This window comes from Streptomyces sp. NPDC001816 (assembly GCF_042892235.1).
Taxonomy (GTDB): domain Bacteria; phylum Actinomycetota; class Actinomycetes; order Streptomycetales; family Streptomycetaceae; genus Streptomyces.
Genome location: NZ_JBIATY010000014.1, coordinates 222,968 through 238,155 on the forward strand (window position 1 = coordinate 222,968; position 15,188 = coordinate 238,155).

Here is a 15,188-nt window from a genome sequence, read left to right on the forward strand (position 1 = left end):
GTGCGCTCCCCTACCGCTTGCCTGCGTGTGCCTCCTCGGAAGCATACGGCGGCCGCCAGTCGGCGATGCCGTCGAAGCTCCGCAGGAACAAGGCGGGACCTGCCTTCGACAGGGCGACGATCGCGGTGTCGCGTACGGCGACGACGGCCCGGCTCTCGGCCATGTTGAGGCGGGCCACCTTGACGGCCCGCCGGGCGATCGCGGTCGTACGCGGCAGCCGGGCGGCGGTGTACGCGGCGAGGTCGTCGGCATGGTGGGCGAGGACGACGGCGTCCTCGACGGCCTGGTTGCCGCCCTGGCCGAGGGTCGGCGGCATGGCGTGGGCCGCGTCGCCGAGGAGGGCGACCCGGCCCAGGTGGTGCGCGGGCAGGGGCCGGGCGATGTGGTGGACGTCGTGGCGCAGGACGTCCTCGGGGCGGGCGGCGGCGATGACGGCGGGAATCGGGTCGTGCCAGTTCCCGAACCGGCGCAGCAGTTCGGCCTGCTCGTCGTCGGGGGCCCGCTCGCCGGCCGGGGTCATGGCGGCCGCGTAGGCGTAGACCCGGCCGTCCTTGAGCGGGTGGGTGCCCCAGATGCGGCCCCGGCCCCAGGTCTCGTGCGAGGCGAACTCGACGCCGGGCACCGGGATCAGCACCCGCCAGGTGGTGAACCCGGCGTACACCGGCCCCGGGTGGGCGGGGAACAGCGCGCTCCGGACACGGGAGTTGATGCCGTCCGCGCCGACCACCAGGTCGGCCTCCAGTTCCTCGCCGGCCACGGCCACCCGGGCCGGGCGGGCCCTGTCCCCCGGGTCGGCGAGGGTGGCGGCGGCCGCCGTACGGACCGTGCCGGGCGGGAGCAGTGCGGCGAGGCGGTCGACGAGGGTGGTGCGGGGCAGCAGGACCAGGGGGCCGCCGAAGCGGGCCGCGGCGGCCTCGGCGCTGGAGCGGGACAGCCACCGCCCGCCCGGGGTGCGCAGGCCGCCGTCTCCCTGCCAGGCGGCCAGGTCACGGATCTCGTCGCCGATGCCGATGACGTCCAGGGCGCGCAGGGCGTTCGGGGCGAGCGAGATGGCCGCGCCCACCGGCTCCAGCGAGCGGGCGCGCTCCAGCACGGTGACCTCCCAGCCCCGCCGGTGCAGGGCCGCGGCCGCGGTCAGGCCTCCGATTCCGCCGCCGATGACGATCGCGCGGGCCGACTGAGCCATGACTCCTCCTGAGAACTACAGCCGTAGTGCGCGCGACTTTACTACAGCCGTAGTGATGCGGGTAGGGTCGGCTCATGTCCGTACGCACCCCGAGCGCGTCCCGCGCCGATCTCGTGGCCGACGCCGCCCTCGCCCTGCTCGCCGAGCGCGGGATGCGCGGGCTGACGCACCGGGCGGTGGACGAGGCGGCCGGACTGCCGCAGGGCTCGACCTCGAACGTGGCCCGCACCCGGCAGGCGCTGCTGGAACTCGCGGTGCGGCGGCACGCCGAGCGGGAGGCGCGGGTGCTCGCACTGGAGGAGATGCCGGACCCGCGGGGCGGCCTCGACGCGCTGGCCGAGGGCCTGGCCCTGGCGGTGCACCGCTCCCTGACCGGGGGCCGCGAGCTGCTGATCGCCCGCTACGAACTGGCCCTGGAAGCCTCCCGCCGCCCCGAGCTGCGCGCCTACTACGACGCGACCGGCGCCGTCTTCAAGGAGCAGCTGGCGACGCTGCTCACCGCCGTCGGCTCGACCGACCCGGGGCGGCATGTGCTGTCGGTGATCGCCTGGGCGGACGGGCTGATGTTCTCGTGCGCGGCCGGTTCCTTCAGCGCCGAGGTGCCGAGCCTGGAGGAGGTCCGCACGGGGCTGCGGGAGCTGCTGACCGGGATGCTGGGCAGCTGAAACCCCCTGGTGGCACCCCGCGCGGTGTTGCGAGGATGCGGGCATGACGACGGAACGCCAGGAGCCCGCCCAGAACGCCGGTGAACGCGCCATGCTGGAGGGCTGGTTGGACTATCACCGCCAGACGCTGGCCTGGAAGTGCGAGGGCCTGACCGACGAGCAGCTGCGGACCGCGTCCGTGCCGCCGTCCGAGCTGTCCCTGATGGGCCTGGTGCGGCACATGGCCGAGGTGGAGCGGGGCTGGTTCCGCAAGGTCCTGGTGGGAGACGACCCCGGGCCGATCTACTTCACCGAGGAGGACCGGGACGGCGAGTTCCACCTCACCGCGGCGGACACCTGGGAGGAGGCGTACGGCACCTGGCAGGCGGAGATCGAGACGGCCCGGCGCAACGCGGCCGGCTTCGCGCTCGACGATCTCTCCCGGGGCAGGAGCCGGTTCACCGAGGAACCGTTCAACCTCCGGTGGATCTACACGCACATGATCGAGGAGTACGCCCGGCACAACGGCCACGCCGACCTCGTCCGCGAGCGGATCGACGGCGTCACCGGCGACTGAACGTCACCCTTCGGCACTCCGAGAGCCTCCGTACGGGGCACGAGATCACCCGTGCGGGGGGCTCAACCTCCGGTGCACGGTGCCAACCCGGGGGCCGACCCACCAGAGTTGCCCGGGTGCATCGAACGACGACCACCGCAGCGCTCCTGGTCACCGTGGCCGTCTCGGCCCTCTCGGGCTGTGTGACGGTATCGCGCCCGGCGACACCGGCGCCCCCGCCCGACACCGCGCCCTCGCAGCCGTCCGCGCCCCGGCCGGACGGCAGAGCCGATCCGCGAGTGGTGCAGGCACCGGCGCGGGAGGCGCTGGAGATGGTCGGCCCGTCCCAGCACCGGCGCCCCGCCCGGTCGACCGCCTCCCCGCACCGGGCGCCGACCGCACCGCCGGCCACCCACCGCCCGTCGGCCCCGCCCGCGCACCCCCGGACGCACCCGCGCCCGGACCACCCCCGCGAGCCGCGCGCCGACGTCCCGGACGTGTCACAGCCGGTCTCGAAGGCCCCGGACGTGTGCGCCCTCGGCAAGCAGTACGGCGGCTGGCGTCGGGACAGCCCCGAGGCGGTGATCTGCGAGCAGACGTACAGCCATTGACCTGGCCGTACCGGCATACAGCCGGCCCTAGGGAGTGGGCCGCTGTCGCGGTGGGCCCCAGGTGTCGCCGCCCGGGGAGCCGTCCTCCCCCAGGCGCAGCTCCAGGCGGCTGATCGCCGCCCGTACGCCGTTGCCGTAGCCGTCGTCGGTCAGGGAGCCGGCGGCCCGGCGCGCCCGGCGCAGATGGCTGCGGGCGGCCTCGGCGCGGCCCAGCTTGACGTAGTCGGCGGCCAGGTTGACGTGGAGCGAGGGGAAGAAGGCGCGGACGCTCAGCGGGTCACCGGCGCCGCGGCCGTCCGCCAGCTCCTCCGCCGCCGACAACGCCCTGAGGTCCCAGGCCAGTTCGTCGCCGGGGTCGTCCTGGGTGTCGGCCAGGTAGTGGGCCAGGGTGCAACGGTGCAGCGGGGCGCCGTCCTCGCCGATCTCCGCCCACAGCTGGAGGAAGCGGTGCCGGGCCTCCTCGCGGTCGCCGCCGTGATGCAGCATCACGACCTGCCCGATCCGCGTCAGCACGGCATCCGGCGCCGCCTGCTCCTGTCTGTCCGCCACCACGTCCTCCGGGGCCGTCGTCGGCTGTCTGGCCGGCTGTCCGGTCATCTGTCCGTCCCGACGCTAACCGGCGGGCACGACAATCCCGGGCAGGCGGCCCCGTACGACACGGGGCCGCCCGCGGGGCGACGGGTCAGCCCAGGTTCGGGATGGTCCAGTCGATCGCCTCGTGGCCCTGTGCTGCGATCGCCTCGTTGATCTGCGTGAACGGGCGGGAGCCGAAGAACTTCTTCGCGGACAGGGGCGAGGGGTGCGCGCCCTTGACCACCACGTGCCGGGTCTCGTCGATCAGCGGGAGCTTCTTCTGCGCGTAGTTGCCCCACAGCACGAAGACCGCCGGGTCGGGCCGGGAGGCGACCGCGCGGATGACGGCGTCGGTGAACTTCTCCCAGCCCTTGCCCTTGTGCGAGTTGGCCTCGCCGGCCCGGACGGTGAGCACCGCGTTGAGCAGCAGCACGCCCTGCTCGGCCCACGGCATCAGATAGCCGTTGTCCGGGATGGGCAGGCCCAGCTCCTCCTTCATCTCCTTGTAGATGTTCCGGAGGGAGGGCGGGGTCTTCACCCCCGGGCGGACCGAGAAGCACAGGCCGTGGCCCTGGCCCTCGCCGTGGTACGGGTCCTGGCCGAGGACGAGGACCTTGACCTTCTCGTACGGCGTCGCCGCCAGCGCGGCGAAGACCTCGTCGCGCGGCGGGTAGACGGGACCGTTCGCCCGCTCCTCCTCGACGAACTCGATCAGCTCCTTGAAGTAGGGCTGCTGCAGCTCGTCGCCCAGAACCCCGCGCCAGGACTCGGGCAGCATGGCGATGTCGGTCACGTCAACGTCCTCACGATGTGCGGTCACTTGCCGGCTCAAGAACCTACAGGCGACCACTGACAACCGCTGCCGTGAGCCGGAATCACCAGCTGGTCTTGCGGTGCAGCTCCCACATCATCATGATCGTCGACGGGTCGAGGGCACGCTCGCCGCCGGACATGTCGTCGGTGGCCGCCACGTACTGCCGCCCCTGCCACAGCGGGATCAGCCGGGCGTCGTTCACCAGGATCTGCTGGGCCTCCTTGAGGTCCTTGACCACCTTGGCGCGGTCGCTCTGGGCGCGCGAGCGGGGCAACAGCTCCGAGGTGATCTGCTTGGCGTCGTAGGGCGTACCGAGGGCGTTCTTCTCGCCGACGAACGGCGCGATGAAGTTGTCCGCGTCGGGGAAGTCCGGGAACCAGCCGCGGCCGAACACCGGGTACTCGCCCTTCTGGTAGCCGACCACGTAGGTCTTCCAGGGGCGGCTCTTGAGGGTGATCGAGAACAGGCCGGAGGCGTCCAGCTGCCGCTTCAGCTCCTGGAACATCAGGGCCGTCTCGGAGCCGTAGCGGTCGGTGGTGTACCAGAGGGTGAGCGGGACGGGCTGGTTGATGCCCGCGTTCTGGAGGGTCTTGCGGGCCTTGGAGACGCTCGGGTCGCCGAAGTCGTCGAAGAAGGCCGTGGTGTGGCCGGTGAGGCCCTTGGGGACCATGGAGTACAGGGGGTCCACGGTGTCCTTGTAGACCTTGTGCGCGATGGCGCCCCGGTCGACGACCTGGGCGACGGCCTTGCGGACGGCGGGCTGCTTGGCCATCGGGTCCTTGGGGTTGAACACCAGGTAGCTGATGTCCATGCCGGCGCCGTCGACCAGTTGGAGGTCGGTGTTGCCGTGCCGCTGCAGGGAGATGATGTCGTCGGCGGCCAGACCGCGGTAGGTGACGTCGATCTGCTTGTCGTGCAGGGCCTTGACCATGGTGGCCGAGTCCTGGAAGTAGCGGATGGTCACCGCGTCGTTCTGCCGCTTGGCGAAGCCGTCGTAGTGGTCGTTGCGGACCAGGACGGCCTGCTTGCCCTCCTCGTAGGACTGCAGCTCGTACGGCCCGGAGCCGAAGACCTTGGTGTCCTTGCGCAGGGAGTTCGCGGGGTAGTCGTCGGGGTCGACGATCGACATGGCCGGGGTGGCCAGCACGAACGGGAAGGTGGCGTCGGACTGGTTGAGGTGGAAGACCACCTCGCGGTCGCCGACCGTGTCCACGCTCTCCAGGCTGCCGAGCAGTCCGGCGGGGCCTGCGGGGGCGTTGATGGTGCGGATACGGTCGATGGAGTGCTGGACCGCCTTGGCGTCCAGCGGGTCTCCGTCGGCGAATCTCATGCCCTCGCGCAGCTTGCAGCGGTAGGTCCGGCTGCTGGAGTCCGTGAAGGAGCAGCTCTCGGCCGCGTCGGGCTGGGGCGTCGTGGCGCCGTTCGGGTAGGCGAGAAGCGTCTGGAAGATGTTCCGGTACAGCTCCCAGGAGCCGTCCCAGGCACCGGCCGGGTCGAGCGTGCTGGGGGCGCTGGTGGTGCCCACGACGATGGGGCCCTCGCTGTCGGGATCGCCGTCGGACAACAGACTGCAGCCGGCCACCAGGGATATGGACGCGATCGCCGCGACTCTCCGCAGGAATCGGTTCCGGTTGAACACGCGCACGCTCCTCGATCTGCCATACCAAGGGTCGGCAGACCATACCGCAGCGTCCGGGCGTCTGAACCACCCCGGTGGATGTCGTTCTTGATCGATTGTGCTATGACGACGTTGTCATTGCGCTGTGCGTACCGTGTGACGCGTTTCGGGCGCCGTTCCGCTGGGAAACGGCGCCCGAACGAGACGACCGGACAGAGCAGGTCAGGCGCCCACGCCGGCGTTGAGGAAGATGCCGCCGTCCACGACGAGCGTCTGGCCGGTGACCCAGTCGGACTGGGCGGAGGTCAGGAACGCGGCCGCCCCGCCGATGTCGGAGGGCACACCGAGCCGGCCGAGCGGGTAGGCGGCGGCCGCCTCCGCCTCCCGGCCCTCGTACAGGGCCTGGGCGAACTTGGTCTTCACGACGGCCGGGGCGATCGCGTTGACCCGCACCTTCGGCGCGAACTCGTGCGCCAGCTGCTGGGTCAGGTTGATCATCGCGGCCTTGCTGACACCGTAGGCCCCGATGAACGGCGAGGGCGCGAGGCCCGCGATCGAGGCGATGTTGACGATCGCGCCGCCGTTGTCCTTCTGCCAGGCGTGCCAGGTCTTCTGGGCGAAGCCGAGCGCCGAGATCACGTTGGTCTCGAAGACCTTGCGGGCGACGTCCAGGTCGAGGTCGGCGATGGGCCCGAAGACCGGGTTGGTGCCGGCGTTGTTGACCAGGAAGTCGACGCGGCCGAAGGCCTCCATGGTGCGCTCGACGGCCTCGGCCTGGTGGGCGAGGTCGTGGGCCTTGCCGGCGACGGCGATGACCCGCTCGGCGCCGAGCTGCTCGACGGCCTCCTTCAGGGCGTCCTCATTGCGACCGGTGATGCAGACGCGGTCACCGCGGGCGACCAGCGCCTCGGCGACGCCGTAGCCGATGCCCCGGCTCGCGCCGGTGACCAGCGCGACCTTGCCGGAAAGCTCCGGGAGTTCAGTCATGTCCGTGTACCCCTGTGTCCCGAGTTCCCTAGTTGAGCGGTCCGCCGGCCACGTACAGGACCTGGCCGGAGACGAAGCCGGCCGCCTCGCCGGTGAAGAAGGCGATGGCGTTGGCGATGTCCTCGGGCTCGCCGACGCGCTGCACCGGGATCTGGGTGGCGGCGGCCTTCTTGAAGTCGTCGAAGCCCATGCCGACGCGGTCGGCGGTGGCCTTGGTCATCTCGGTGGCGATGAAGCCGGGGGCGACGGCGTTGGCGGTGATGCCGAACTTGCCCAGCTCGATGGCGAGGGTCTTGGTGAAGCCCTGCAGACCGGCCTTGGCGGCCGAGTAGTTCGCCTGGCCGCGGTTGCCGAGCGCCGAGGAGGAGGACAGGTTGACGACCCGGCCGAAGCCCGCGTCGACCATGTGCTTCTGGACGGCCTTGGTCATCAGGAACGAGCCGCGCAGGTGGACGTTCAGGACGGTGTCCCAGTCGGAGGCGCTCATCTTGAACAGCAGGTTGTCGCGCAGCACGCCCGCGTTGTTGACCAGGATCGTCGGCGCGCCCAGCTCCGCCGCCACCCGGGCGACGGCGGCCTCGACCTGCGCCTCGTCGGAGACGTCCGCGCCGACCGCGATGGCCTTGCCGCCGGCCGCGGTGATCTTCTCCACGGTGTCCTTGCAGGCGGCCTCGTCGAGGTCGATCACGGCGACCGCGCGACCTTCTGCGGCCAGTCGTACGGCGGTGGCGGCGCCGATGCCGCGCGCCGCGCCGGTGACGATCGCGACCCGCTGTTCAGTGGTGGACATTGCTGCTTCTCCTCGCCCTTGAGAGAACCTGTCTGGCTCTTGAGGGAGCCTGCGGTGCGGTGAGCGACCGCTTAGTACCTTCAGCACCCGTGACGCTAGAAGTCCTGGCACCCGGTGTCAACGGGACACCGGGCGGTGTGATCCATTACCTCACCAGGAGATCCAGCAGGCGCTCGGTTTCGGCCGCCGGGTCGGTGGTCAGTCCGGTGTGCACGGGTCCGGGCTGGACGATGGTGGAGCGGGGCGCGATCAGCCAGCGGTAGCGGCGTCCCGCGTCGTCGCCGGCCGCCTGTCCGGCCGCCTCGCCGCCCGCGCAGTGACGCTCGATCGCGGCGAGCGCGGCCCGCACCCCGGCCACGTCGGCCTCGGGGTCGAGGGCGAGCAGCCGGGCCTCGTCCAGGTGGATGCGGACGCCGACGTAGGCCTGGGCGCGGCAGTAGACGACCACGCCCGCGTTGATGCACTCGCCGCGCTCGACGCGGGGGACGACCCGCAGCGGGGCGTACTCGAACACGTCCCGGTCGCCGCCCTGGCCCGCCCGGGTGATGTGGCGCTCGACCACATGGCCGGCCATGTGGATACGGGTCTCGCTCACTTGCCCTCCTCGATGCCGGTGATGCGCTCGGCGACGACGGCCGCCCGGGCGAGCAGCGGCCGCATGTAAGCCCGCCGCAGGTCGTCCGGGGTGTCGAAGCCGGGCTCGCCGGCCAGCCAGGCGTCGGGGATCTCGGCGGTGACCTCGGCCAGGAGGTCCTCGGTGACCTTGGGGGCCAGCTCCGCCGCGGCGGCGGTCACGTCCGGGGCGAACCGGGCGAGGGCGTGGTCGGAGGCGTCGTAGGGGCGGGCCGCCGAGGCCTCGACGGAGGGCCAGTTGTGGTGCCAGATCATCGTGGCGCCGTGGTCGATGAGCCACAGCTCGCCGCGGTGCACGAGGAGGTTCGGGTTGCGCCAGGAGCGGTCCACGTTGTTGACCAGCGCGTCGAACCAGACGATCCGCCCGGCCTCCTCGGGGCTCACCGGGAAGGCCAGCGGGTCGTAGCCGAGGGCGCCGGAGAGGAAGTCCATGCCGAGGTTGGTGCCGCCGCTGGACCGGAGCAGTTCCTGCACCTGCTGCTCGGGCTCGCCGAGCCCCAGGACGGAGTCCAGTTCGAGGGTGACGAGGCGGGGCATCCGGAATCCGAGCCGGCGGGCGAGTTCGCCGCAGACGACCTCGGCGACCAGTGTCTTGCGGCCCTGTCCGGCGCCGGTGAACTTCATGACGTACGTCCCGAAGTCGTCGGCCTCGACGAGCCCCGGCAAGGAGCCGCCCTCACGCAGCGGCGTGATGTAGCGGGTCACGGTGACTTCCTTGAGCATCGCCCCAGGTTACTGGCGCGGGAGCCGCGCCCCGCCGACAGCTTGTCGACAGCTGTGGCTTACGGCGGCCTCATGCCCGCCGGGCAAGGATCTGGGTGCCCGTCTGAACAGGTGGTGCCCGAGGACCGTACCCCTGGACGGATCACGAGAAGCTCCGCGGAAGGGAATGCCCACATGACCAGCGCATCGCTCAAGCCCGAAGCGGGACCGGCCCGTCGTACCGTCATGGCGGCGGCCGGAGCGGCCGGGCTCGCCGCCGCGCTGACCGCCTGCGGTTCGGACGACTCGTCGGACACCGTCGACACCGGGTCCGGTTCGTCCGGCACGACCGGGGCCACCGGCTCCACCGGGGCCTCGCAGGACAGCGGTGCCTCGGGCGGTTCGGCCGGCGGCACGGCCCTCGCCAAGACCACGGACATCCCGGAGGGCGGCGGCAAGATCTTCAAGGACCAGGGCGTGGTGGTCACCCAGCCCGCGGCGGGCACCTACAAGGCGTTCTCCTCGAAGTGCACCCACCAGGGCTGCGCGGTGGGCAGTGTGGCCGACGGCGTGATCGTCTGCCCGTGCCACAACAGCCACTTCTCCGTCGAGGACGGCAGTGTGAAGAAGGGTCCCGCGACCCAGGCACTGGCCGCCGCGAAGATCACCGTCTCCGGCGACGAGATCAAGCTGGCCTGAGCCGCGTCACGGCCGCCGTCGCGGCCGTTTGAAGCAGCCGAGCACCTCGTCCGTGGACGTGATCGTGGCGACCAGGGCGAGGGTGTTGCGGATCATCGCCGGGGTGTAGTCGGCGGGCACACCCGCGATGGCGTCGGCCGGGACGACGGCGGTGTAGCCGCGGTTGACCGCGTCGAACACGGCGTTGGGCACGGCCACGTTGGCCGAGACGCCGGTGACGATCAGGGTGCGGCAGCCGAGGTTGCGCAGCAGCGCGTCGACCTCGGTGCCGTGGATCGGGGACAGGCCGTGCAGCCGTCGTACGACGAGGTCCTCCTCGGTGACCTCGATCGGGGGCGCGACCCGCACCGCGGTGGTGCCGGTCAGCTGCTGGACGGGGAGCCGTTCGGCGGCGCGGAAGAGGCGGGCATTGCGGTTCGCGCCACGACCGTCCGGGCGGCGCTCGGCGAGGGCATGGATCACCTGCACCCCGGTCTCGTGCGCGGCGGCGACCAGCCGGGCCACGTTGCGCAGGGCGCCGGAGGAGCGGACCTCGCGGGCGAGTTCGGGCAGCGCGCTGTCCGGGCCGACCACCCCCTGCTGGCACTCCACGGTCAGCAGGACCGTGCTCGCGGTATCGAGCAGTTCGCCGAGTTCTTCGTACGACGGCATGGCGCCTCCGTTCGCCGAGGTGCGGGGCGGTGAGAGTAACCACAACGAGGCAACAGCGGAAGTCGACCCATTCCCTTTTCTGACGTGATGTCAGAGGATCAGCAGCACGCGCAAGTCCTCTGGCACGACGTGGGAGAAGAGGGGGCCGTATGACCGTCACTCAGCAGCGCCGGGGCCGGAAGATCATGATGACGCCCGGTGAGCTGGACGCGTTCCTGACCAGCCAGCGCACCTGCCGGGTCGCCACGGTCTCGGCGGACGGCGCGCCGCACGTCAGCGCGCTGTGGTTCGCCTGGGACGGCACCTCGCTGTGGCTGTACTCGGTGGTGCGCAGCCGGCGCTGGACCCAGCTGTGCCGCGATCCGCGGGTGGCGGTCGTGGTCGACTCGGGCGAGGAGTACGACCAGCTGCGGGGGGTCGAGCTGTCCGGGCGGGTGGAGTTCGTGGGCGAGGCGCCGCGCATCGGCGAGCTGTGCGCCGAACTCGACACGGCGGAGACGCTGTTCGCCCGCAAGAACTTCGGCCTGGACGAGATGCCGCACGACGGCCGGCACGCCTGGGTGCGGCTGACCCCGGAGAAGATCGTGTCCTGGGACTTCCGCAAGCTCGGGGCGTAGCGCTCAGTCGGACTGCCGGGCCGACGTGCGCAGGGCCTCGACCGCCGCCCGGATCGAGGGGCGGCGGTCGGCGTCCGCGCGCCAGACGACGTACACATGCCTGCGTACGCGCTGCTTGAGCGGGACCATGACGATGCCCGGCGGCACCGGGTCGCGGCCCAGCAGCGGTGCGATGCACACACCCAACCCGGCGGCGACCAGACCGAGTTGGGTGTGGGTCTCGCCGGCCCGGTGGCCCACGATCGGCTCGATGCCCTTCGAGCGCAGCGTGAACATCAGCCACTCGTGACAGAACTCGCCCTCGCCCCAGGTGATCCACTCGTCCTCGGCGAACTCGGCGAGGTCCACCTCGTCCCGGTCCGCGAGCCGGTGCCCGACGGGCAGGGCGACGTCGGCCGCGTCGTCCAGCAGCGGAGCCTTGACGAGGCCGTCCGGCACGGGCATCGGCTTGTTGTACCAGTCGAGGACGACCGCGAGATCGAGGTCACCGCGCACGACACCGGCGATGCCCTGCTCCGGCTCCAGTTCGCTGGAGCGCACCCGCAGCCCCGGGTGCTGGGCGCGCAGGGCGCCGAGCGCGGTCGGGAACAGGCCGCGGGCGGCGGTCGGGAACGCCGAGAGCCGCAGTTCGCCGACGACCTGGCCGCGGTGCGCCTCCAGGTCGGACTGGGCCAGCTCGACCTGCGAGAGGATGCGGGCCGCGTGCTCGGACAGCAGCCGCCCGGCATCCGTGAGCCGCACGCCCCGCCCGTTCTTGGCCAGCAGCTGCTGGCCGACCTCCCGCTCCAGCTTGCCCAGCTGCTGCGAGACCGCGGACGTGGTGACGTGCAGCGCCTCGGCGGCGGCACTGACCGAGCCGTGCCGGGCGAGGGCGTCCAGGGTGCGCAGGCGCTCCAGGTTCAACATGTAAGCAATCCTAAGAGATACTGAGTGGAAAATCTCGATTGTGCTACGAGGTTGCCTCCAGCATCGTTGATGCCATGAGCACGGTCACCGCACCCCGAACCCACTCCCCCGCTCCCGCCCGCCCCCGTCCCCGCCTCGACTGGCGGCTGCGCTTCGGCGCCCTCTCCCTGATCTGGGGCTTCAGCTTCCTGTTGATCAAGGTGGCCACGGAGGGCTACGCGCCCTTCCAGGTCACCCTGGGCCGGCTGGTCTTCGGTACGGCGGTGCTGGCGGCGACGATGGCCGTGAAGCGGGAGCGGCTGCCGCGGGGGGCGCGGGTGTGGGGGCACATGGCGGTCGCCGCCTTCTTCCTGAACGCGCTGCCGTTCTCCCTCTTCGCCTACTCGGAGCTGACGATCCCCTCCACGCTGGCGGGCATCTGCAACGCCACCTCGCCGCTGTGGGGCATGGCACTGTCCCTGGTCGCGCTCTCGGAGGACCGGCCCACGCGGGTTCGCTTCGCCGGCCTCGGCCTGGGCTTCCTGGGGGTGCTGACGGTGCTCGGTGCGTGGCAGGGGTTCCATGGGCTTGATGCCACGGGTACCGCCATGGCCCTGCTGGCTTCGCTGAGCTATCCGATCGGGTGGATCTATGTGCGGCGGACGCTGGCGGGGACGGGGAACTCGCATCTGGCGATGACGGGGGCGCAGTTGCTGTTGGCGGCCGTTCAACTGGCCCTGGTGACACCTCTTTTCACCAGCCTTCCGGCCCACTTCTCGTTCGTTCCGCTGCTGGCGATCGCCGCGCTGGGCGCCTTGGGGACGGGGCTGGCGGTTCTCATTCAGTACGGGTTGGTCGCTGAAGTCGGGCCCACCACGGCCCAGATGGTCACGTACTTCATCCCGGTCATCGCGACGGCCGCAGGGGTGGCGATTCTCGGGGAGTCGCTTCGCTGGACCACGCCGGTGGGAGCAGTGATCGTTCTTGCGGGGGCTGCGCTCACTCAGGTGAAGCGGAAGGCCTGAGGGGCGAGGGGCTTACGCGGGTGCCGGTGCGGGTGTTCGGCCTTCGCTACACATACGTCCTGGCTGCTGTCGGGCCCACCGCCGCGGCTACCGCATCCGCCAGCTCACCGGTCTCCTCCGTCTTCAGCGCCGAGATCGTGATGCGGATCCCCGGTGGGGAGTTCAGGCGGAAGCGGGCGCCCGGGGAAACGGCCCAGCCCGCGTGCAGCAGGCGGGCCACCACGCCCGTCTCGTCGGGGACCGGGACCCAGACGTTCATGCCGCTGCGGCCGTGCGCCGGCACGCCGCGTTCGGTCAGGGCCTCGATCAGGGCGTCCCGGCGGCCGCCGTACGAGGCCGCCACCTCGCGCGTGTCCACCGCGCTGTCGCTCCACAGCCGCATGACGGCCCGCTGGACGAGCAGGCTCACCCACCCGGCGCCCAGCCGCTGCCGCCCGCGTACCCGGTCGACGGTGACCGCGTCCCCGGTGAAGACGGCCAGGCGCAGATCCGGGCCCCAGGCCTTGGCGACGGAGCGGACGAAGACCCAGTGGCGGGTGACCCCGGCGAGCGGGCACAGGGGCACATCGACGATGCCGTGACCGTGGTCGTCCTCGATCAACAGGGTCTCGGGGTACTCCCGGAGCACCGACCGAAGCGCACGCGCGCGCGTGGCGGTCAGTGCGGCACCGGTCGGGTTCTGCGCCCGGTCCGTGACGATCAGGGCGCGCGCCCCGGACTCCAGCGCGCGCCTGACGTCCTCGGGGCGTGGCCCTTCGTCGTCGACGCCGACGGACACCGTGCGCAACCCGAGCGCCGGGACCAGATCCAGCACCCCGCCCCAGCCGGGGTCCTCCACCGCCACCTGGTCGCCCGGCTTGAGATGCGCGGCGAGGACCCGCTCGACGGCGTCCAGGGATCCGGAGGCCACACCGATGGGGCCGTCGGGCACTGCGTCGGCGTCCAGGGCGGCGCGGGCGAGACGCGCCAGCTCCGGATCCACCGGGTCGTGCCCGTACAGCACGGGTTCCCGGTCGCCCTGTGCGGCGGCCGCCGCGAACGCCTCCGCCAGGTGGGGCAGCAGCGCGGGGTCCGGGTTGCCGTCGGCCATGTCCCGCACGCCCTCCGGTACGGCCACCCGGATCTGCTCGCGGCCCGTCGTCGCCGGCTTCGGCCGGACCCTGCTGCCCCGGCGGCCGGCGGTCTCGATCACCCCACGCTCCCTCAGGGTGCGGTAGGCGGCCGCGACCGTGTTCGGGTTCACCCCGAGCCGGGTCGCCAACTCCCGCATGGGAGGCAGCGGTTGGCCCGGTTCCAGCTCACCGGTGCCGATCGCGCGCTCGACACTGGCCGCAATCTCAGCTGCGCCGTGCCCCTGAATCGGATAATCTCCTAGCACAAAAGCAATTATGCACTAGTACAATGGAGAACGCCGTGCAGGGGACCCAGGAGACTCCGCCGCAGCCCGTCGCGTACACCCCGACCGACCGCACCGTGCCGACGCGATCCGCACAGAAGGCGTCGTACGACAAGGACGTGGTGCACGCGATACTCGACGAGGGCTACGTCTGCCATCTCGGCTTCGTCCGCGACGGTGCCCCAGTGGTGCTGCCGACGCTGTACGGCCGGGTCGGCGAGCGGCTCTACGTGCACGGGTCCACGGGTTCGCGCCCGCTGCGCATGACCGGTGAGGCGGACCCGGGCCTCGCGGTGTGCCTGACGGTCACCCATGTCGACGGGCTGGTGCTCGCCCGCTCCGCCTTCCACCACTCGATCAACTACCGCTCCGTGGTGGTGCACGGCATCGCGCACGAGGTCACCGACCCCGAGGAGCGGCGGCTGGCCCTGGACGCGCTGGTGGACCAGGTCGTGCCGGGCCGGGCCGCCGACTCCCGGCCCGCGAACAAGAAGGAGCTGGCCGCCACCGCGGTCATCCGCCTCGACCTCGACGAGGTCTCCGCCAAGATCCGCACCGGCGGCGCGAACGACGAGCCCGAGGACCTCGACCTGCCGCACTGGGCCGGGGTGGTCCCGCTCCACACGGGCTACGGCACGCCCCTCGACAACGCCGACCTGGCGCCCGGCATCGGCGTCCCGGCGTATGTGGCCGCGCTCTGACGCGTGGGTGACACCGGGTCCGGCGCACGGCGGTCGCGGGCCTCGGCGAACGCCGAGCCGGCGACCGCACCGAGCATCAGCAAGGTGCCGGTCAGGACGC

General features: G+C 71.8%; 18 protein-coding genes. 7 read left to right on the plus strand and 11 right to left on the minus strand.

Annotation, left to right across the window (positions count from 1 at the left end; all coding sequences use genetic code 11):
• Positions 1 to 10: 10 nt before the first annotated feature.
• The gene (locus ACFYZZ_RS37860; protein ID WP_389186304.1) at positions 11 to 1,186 is read right to left on the minus strand and encodes an FAD-dependent monooxygenase; all 1,176 of its coding nucleotides are present in this window, start codon (positions 1,184 to 1,186) and stop codon (positions 11 to 13) included.
• A 74-nt stretch (positions 1,187 to 1,260) separates the two neighbouring features.
• Between ACFYZZ_RS37860 and ACFYZZ_RS37865 the strand changes: the two genes are divergently transcribed.
• The 3 genes from ACFYZZ_RS37865 to ACFYZZ_RS37875 all read left to right on the plus strand — a co-directional run bounded on the left by ACFYZZ_RS37865 (position 1,261) and on the right by ACFYZZ_RS37875 (position 2,997).
• Positions 1,261 to 1,851, plus strand: a complete 591-nt coding sequence (locus ACFYZZ_RS37865; RefSeq protein ID WP_389186307.1) for a TetR/AcrR family transcriptional regulator — start codon at positions 1,261 to 1,263, stop codon at positions 1,849 to 1,851.
• A 43-nt stretch (positions 1,852 to 1,894) separates the two neighbouring features.
• Positions 1,895 to 2,407 (plus strand): DinB family protein, encoded by a 513-nt coding sequence (locus ACFYZZ_RS37870; RefSeq protein ID WP_389186309.1) that lies wholly within the window; start codon positions 1,895 to 1,897, stop codon positions 2,405 to 2,407.
• 116 nt (positions 2,408 to 2,523) lie between these two features.
• On the plus strand, positions 2,524 to 2,997 hold the full coding sequence (locus ACFYZZ_RS37875) for a hypothetical protein (protein ID WP_389186312.1): 474 nt from the start codon (positions 2,524 to 2,526) through the stop codon (positions 2,995 to 2,997).
• Between the two features lie 27 nt (positions 2,998 to 3,024).
• Here the strand turns inward: ACFYZZ_RS37875 and ACFYZZ_RS37880 are convergent, their stop codons facing one another.
• The 7 genes from ACFYZZ_RS37880 to ACFYZZ_RS37910 form a co-directional block, all read right to left on the minus strand.
• Positions 3,025 to 3,546 carry a hypothetical protein gene (locus tag ACFYZZ_RS37880; protein WP_389186440.1) on the minus strand — a complete coding sequence of 174 codons (522 nt, stop codon included), beginning with the start codon at positions 3,544 to 3,546 and terminating at the stop codon, positions 3,025 to 3,027.
• A gap of 133 nt (positions 3,547 to 3,679) precedes the next feature.
• Positions 3,680 to 4,363: a uracil-DNA glycosylase gene (gene ung / locus ACFYZZ_RS37885; protein ID WP_389186315.1), complete on the minus strand. Its 684-nt coding sequence runs from the start codon at positions 4,361 to 4,363 to the stop codon at positions 3,680 to 3,682.
• An 82-nt stretch (positions 4,364 to 4,445) separates the two neighbouring features.
• On the minus strand, positions 4,446 to 6,023 hold the full coding sequence (locus tag ACFYZZ_RS37890; RefSeq protein ID WP_389186317.1) for an ABC transporter substrate-binding protein: 1,578 nt from the start codon (positions 6,021 to 6,023) through the stop codon (positions 4,446 to 4,448).
• A gap of 201 nt (positions 6,024 to 6,224) precedes the next feature.
• Complete coding sequence (locus ACFYZZ_RS37895) at positions 6,225 to 6,989, minus strand: SDR family oxidoreductase (RefSeq protein WP_389186320.1); 765 nt, start codon at positions 6,987 to 6,989, stop codon at positions 6,225 to 6,227.
• A gap of 28 nt (positions 6,990 to 7,017) precedes the next feature.
• A complete protein-coding gene (fabG, locus tag ACFYZZ_RS37900; RefSeq protein WP_386579702.1) occupies positions 7,018 to 7,779 on the minus strand; it encodes a 3-oxoacyl-ACP reductase FabG in 762 nt (253 codons plus the stop codon).
• 145 nt (positions 7,780 to 7,924) lie between these two features.
• Positions 7,925 to 8,374, minus strand: coding sequence for a DUF3037 domain-containing protein (locus ACFYZZ_RS37905; RefSeq protein ID WP_389186323.1), 450 nt, complete (start codon positions 8,372 to 8,374; stop codon positions 7,925 to 7,927).
• On the minus strand, positions 8,371 to 9,135 hold the full coding sequence (locus ACFYZZ_RS37910; protein WP_389186326.1) for a HipA family kinase: 765 nt from the start codon (positions 9,133 to 9,135) through the stop codon (positions 8,371 to 8,373). The genes ACFYZZ_RS37905 and ACFYZZ_RS37910 overlap by 4 nt, the downstream gene beginning before the upstream one ends.
• A gap of 174 nt (positions 9,136 to 9,309) precedes the next feature.
• On the opposite strand from ACFYZZ_RS37910, the gene ACFYZZ_RS37915 reads away from it, so the two are divergent.
• Positions 9,310 to 9,813 (plus strand): Rieske (2Fe-2S) protein, encoded by a 504-nt coding sequence (locus tag ACFYZZ_RS37915; RefSeq protein ID WP_389186329.1) that lies wholly within the window; start codon positions 9,310 to 9,312, stop codon positions 9,811 to 9,813.
• Positions 9,814 to 9,819: 6 nt separating this feature from the next.
• Here the strand turns inward: ACFYZZ_RS37915 and ACFYZZ_RS37920 are convergent, their stop codons facing one another.
• Positions 9,820 to 10,464: a cysteine hydrolase gene (locus ACFYZZ_RS37920; RefSeq protein WP_389186331.1), complete on the minus strand. Its 645-nt coding sequence runs from the start codon at positions 10,462 to 10,464 to the stop codon at positions 9,820 to 9,822.
• Positions 10,465 to 10,613: 149 nt separating this feature from the next.
• Here ACFYZZ_RS37920 and ACFYZZ_RS37925 point away from each other — a divergent pair, with 149 nt between their 5' ends.
• Positions 10,614 to 11,081 (plus strand): pyridoxamine 5'-phosphate oxidase family protein, encoded by a 468-nt coding sequence (locus ACFYZZ_RS37925; protein WP_389186334.1) that lies wholly within the window; start codon positions 10,614 to 10,616, stop codon positions 11,079 to 11,081.
• Positions 11,082 to 11,084: 3 nt separating this feature from the next.
• Here the strand turns inward: ACFYZZ_RS37925 and ACFYZZ_RS37930 are convergent, their stop codons facing one another.
• Positions 11,085 to 11,987 (minus strand): LysR family transcriptional regulator, encoded by a 903-nt coding sequence (locus ACFYZZ_RS37930; RefSeq protein ID WP_389186337.1) that lies wholly within the window; start codon positions 11,985 to 11,987, stop codon positions 11,085 to 11,087.
• A gap of 74 nt (positions 11,988 to 12,061) precedes the next feature.
• Between ACFYZZ_RS37930 and ACFYZZ_RS37935 the strand changes: the two genes are divergently transcribed.
• Positions 12,062 to 12,991 carry a DMT family transporter gene (locus tag ACFYZZ_RS37935; protein ID WP_389186340.1) on the plus strand — a complete coding sequence of 310 codons (930 nt, stop codon included), beginning with the start codon at positions 12,062 to 12,064 and terminating at the stop codon, positions 12,989 to 12,991.
• Positions 12,992 to 13,037: 46 nt separating this feature from the next.
• Here ACFYZZ_RS37935 and ACFYZZ_RS37940 read toward each other — a convergent pair whose 3' ends face one another.
• On the minus strand, positions 13,038 to 14,369 hold the full coding sequence (locus ACFYZZ_RS37940; RefSeq protein ID WP_389186343.1) for an aminotransferase class I/II-fold pyridoxal phosphate-dependent enzyme: 1,332 nt from the start codon (positions 14,367 to 14,369) through the stop codon (positions 13,038 to 13,040).
• 35 nt (positions 14,370 to 14,404) lie between these two features.
• Here ACFYZZ_RS37940 and ACFYZZ_RS37945 point away from each other — a divergent pair, with 35 nt between their 5' ends.
• Positions 14,405 to 15,088 carry a pyridoxamine 5'-phosphate oxidase family protein gene (locus ACFYZZ_RS37945; protein WP_389186443.1) on the plus strand — a complete coding sequence of 228 codons (684 nt, stop codon included), beginning with the start codon at positions 14,405 to 14,407 and terminating at the stop codon, positions 15,086 to 15,088.
• Positions 15,089 to 15,188: the final 100 nt, after the last annotated feature.

Coding starts and splice junctions, on each gene's coding strand:
- ACFYZZ_RS37860 (WP_389186304.1), bottom strand. CDS start 1,186: ATGGCTCAGTCGGCCCGCGCGATCGTCATCGGCGGCGGAATCGGAGGC.
- ACFYZZ_RS37865 (WP_389186307.1), top strand. CDS start 1,261: ATGTCCGTACGCACCCCGAGCGCGTCCCGCGCCGATCTCGTGGCCGAC.
- ACFYZZ_RS37870 (WP_389186309.1), top strand. CDS start 1,895: ATGACGACGGAACGCCAGGAGCCCGCCCAGAACGCCGGTGAACGCGCC.
- ACFYZZ_RS37895 (WP_389186320.1), bottom strand. CDS start 6,989: ATGACTGAACTCCCGGAGCTTTCCGGCAAGGTCGCGCTGGTCACCGGC.
- fabG (WP_386579702.1), bottom strand. CDS start 7,779: ATGTCCACCACTGAACAGCGGGTCGCGATCGTCACCGGCGCGGCGCGC.
- ACFYZZ_RS37910 (WP_389186326.1), bottom strand. CDS start 9,135: ATGCTCAAGGAAGTCACCGTGACCCGCTACATCACGCCGCTGCGTGAG.
- ACFYZZ_RS37915 (WP_389186329.1), top strand. CDS start 9,310: ATGACCAGCGCATCGCTCAAGCCCGAAGCGGGACCGGCCCGTCGTACC.
- ACFYZZ_RS37920 (WP_389186331.1), bottom strand. CDS start 10,464: ATGCCGTCGTACGAAGAACTCGGCGAACTGCTCGATACCGCGAGCACG.
- ACFYZZ_RS37925 (WP_389186334.1), top strand. CDS start 10,614: ATGACCGTCACTCAGCAGCGCCGGGGCCGGAAGATCATGATGACGCCC.
- ACFYZZ_RS37930 (WP_389186337.1), bottom strand. CDS start 11,987: ATGTTGAACCTGGAGCGCCTGCGCACCCTGGACGCCCTCGCCCGGCAC.
- ACFYZZ_RS37935 (WP_389186340.1), top strand. CDS start 12,062: ATGAGCACGGTCACCGCACCCCGAACCCACTCCCCCGCTCCCGCCCGC.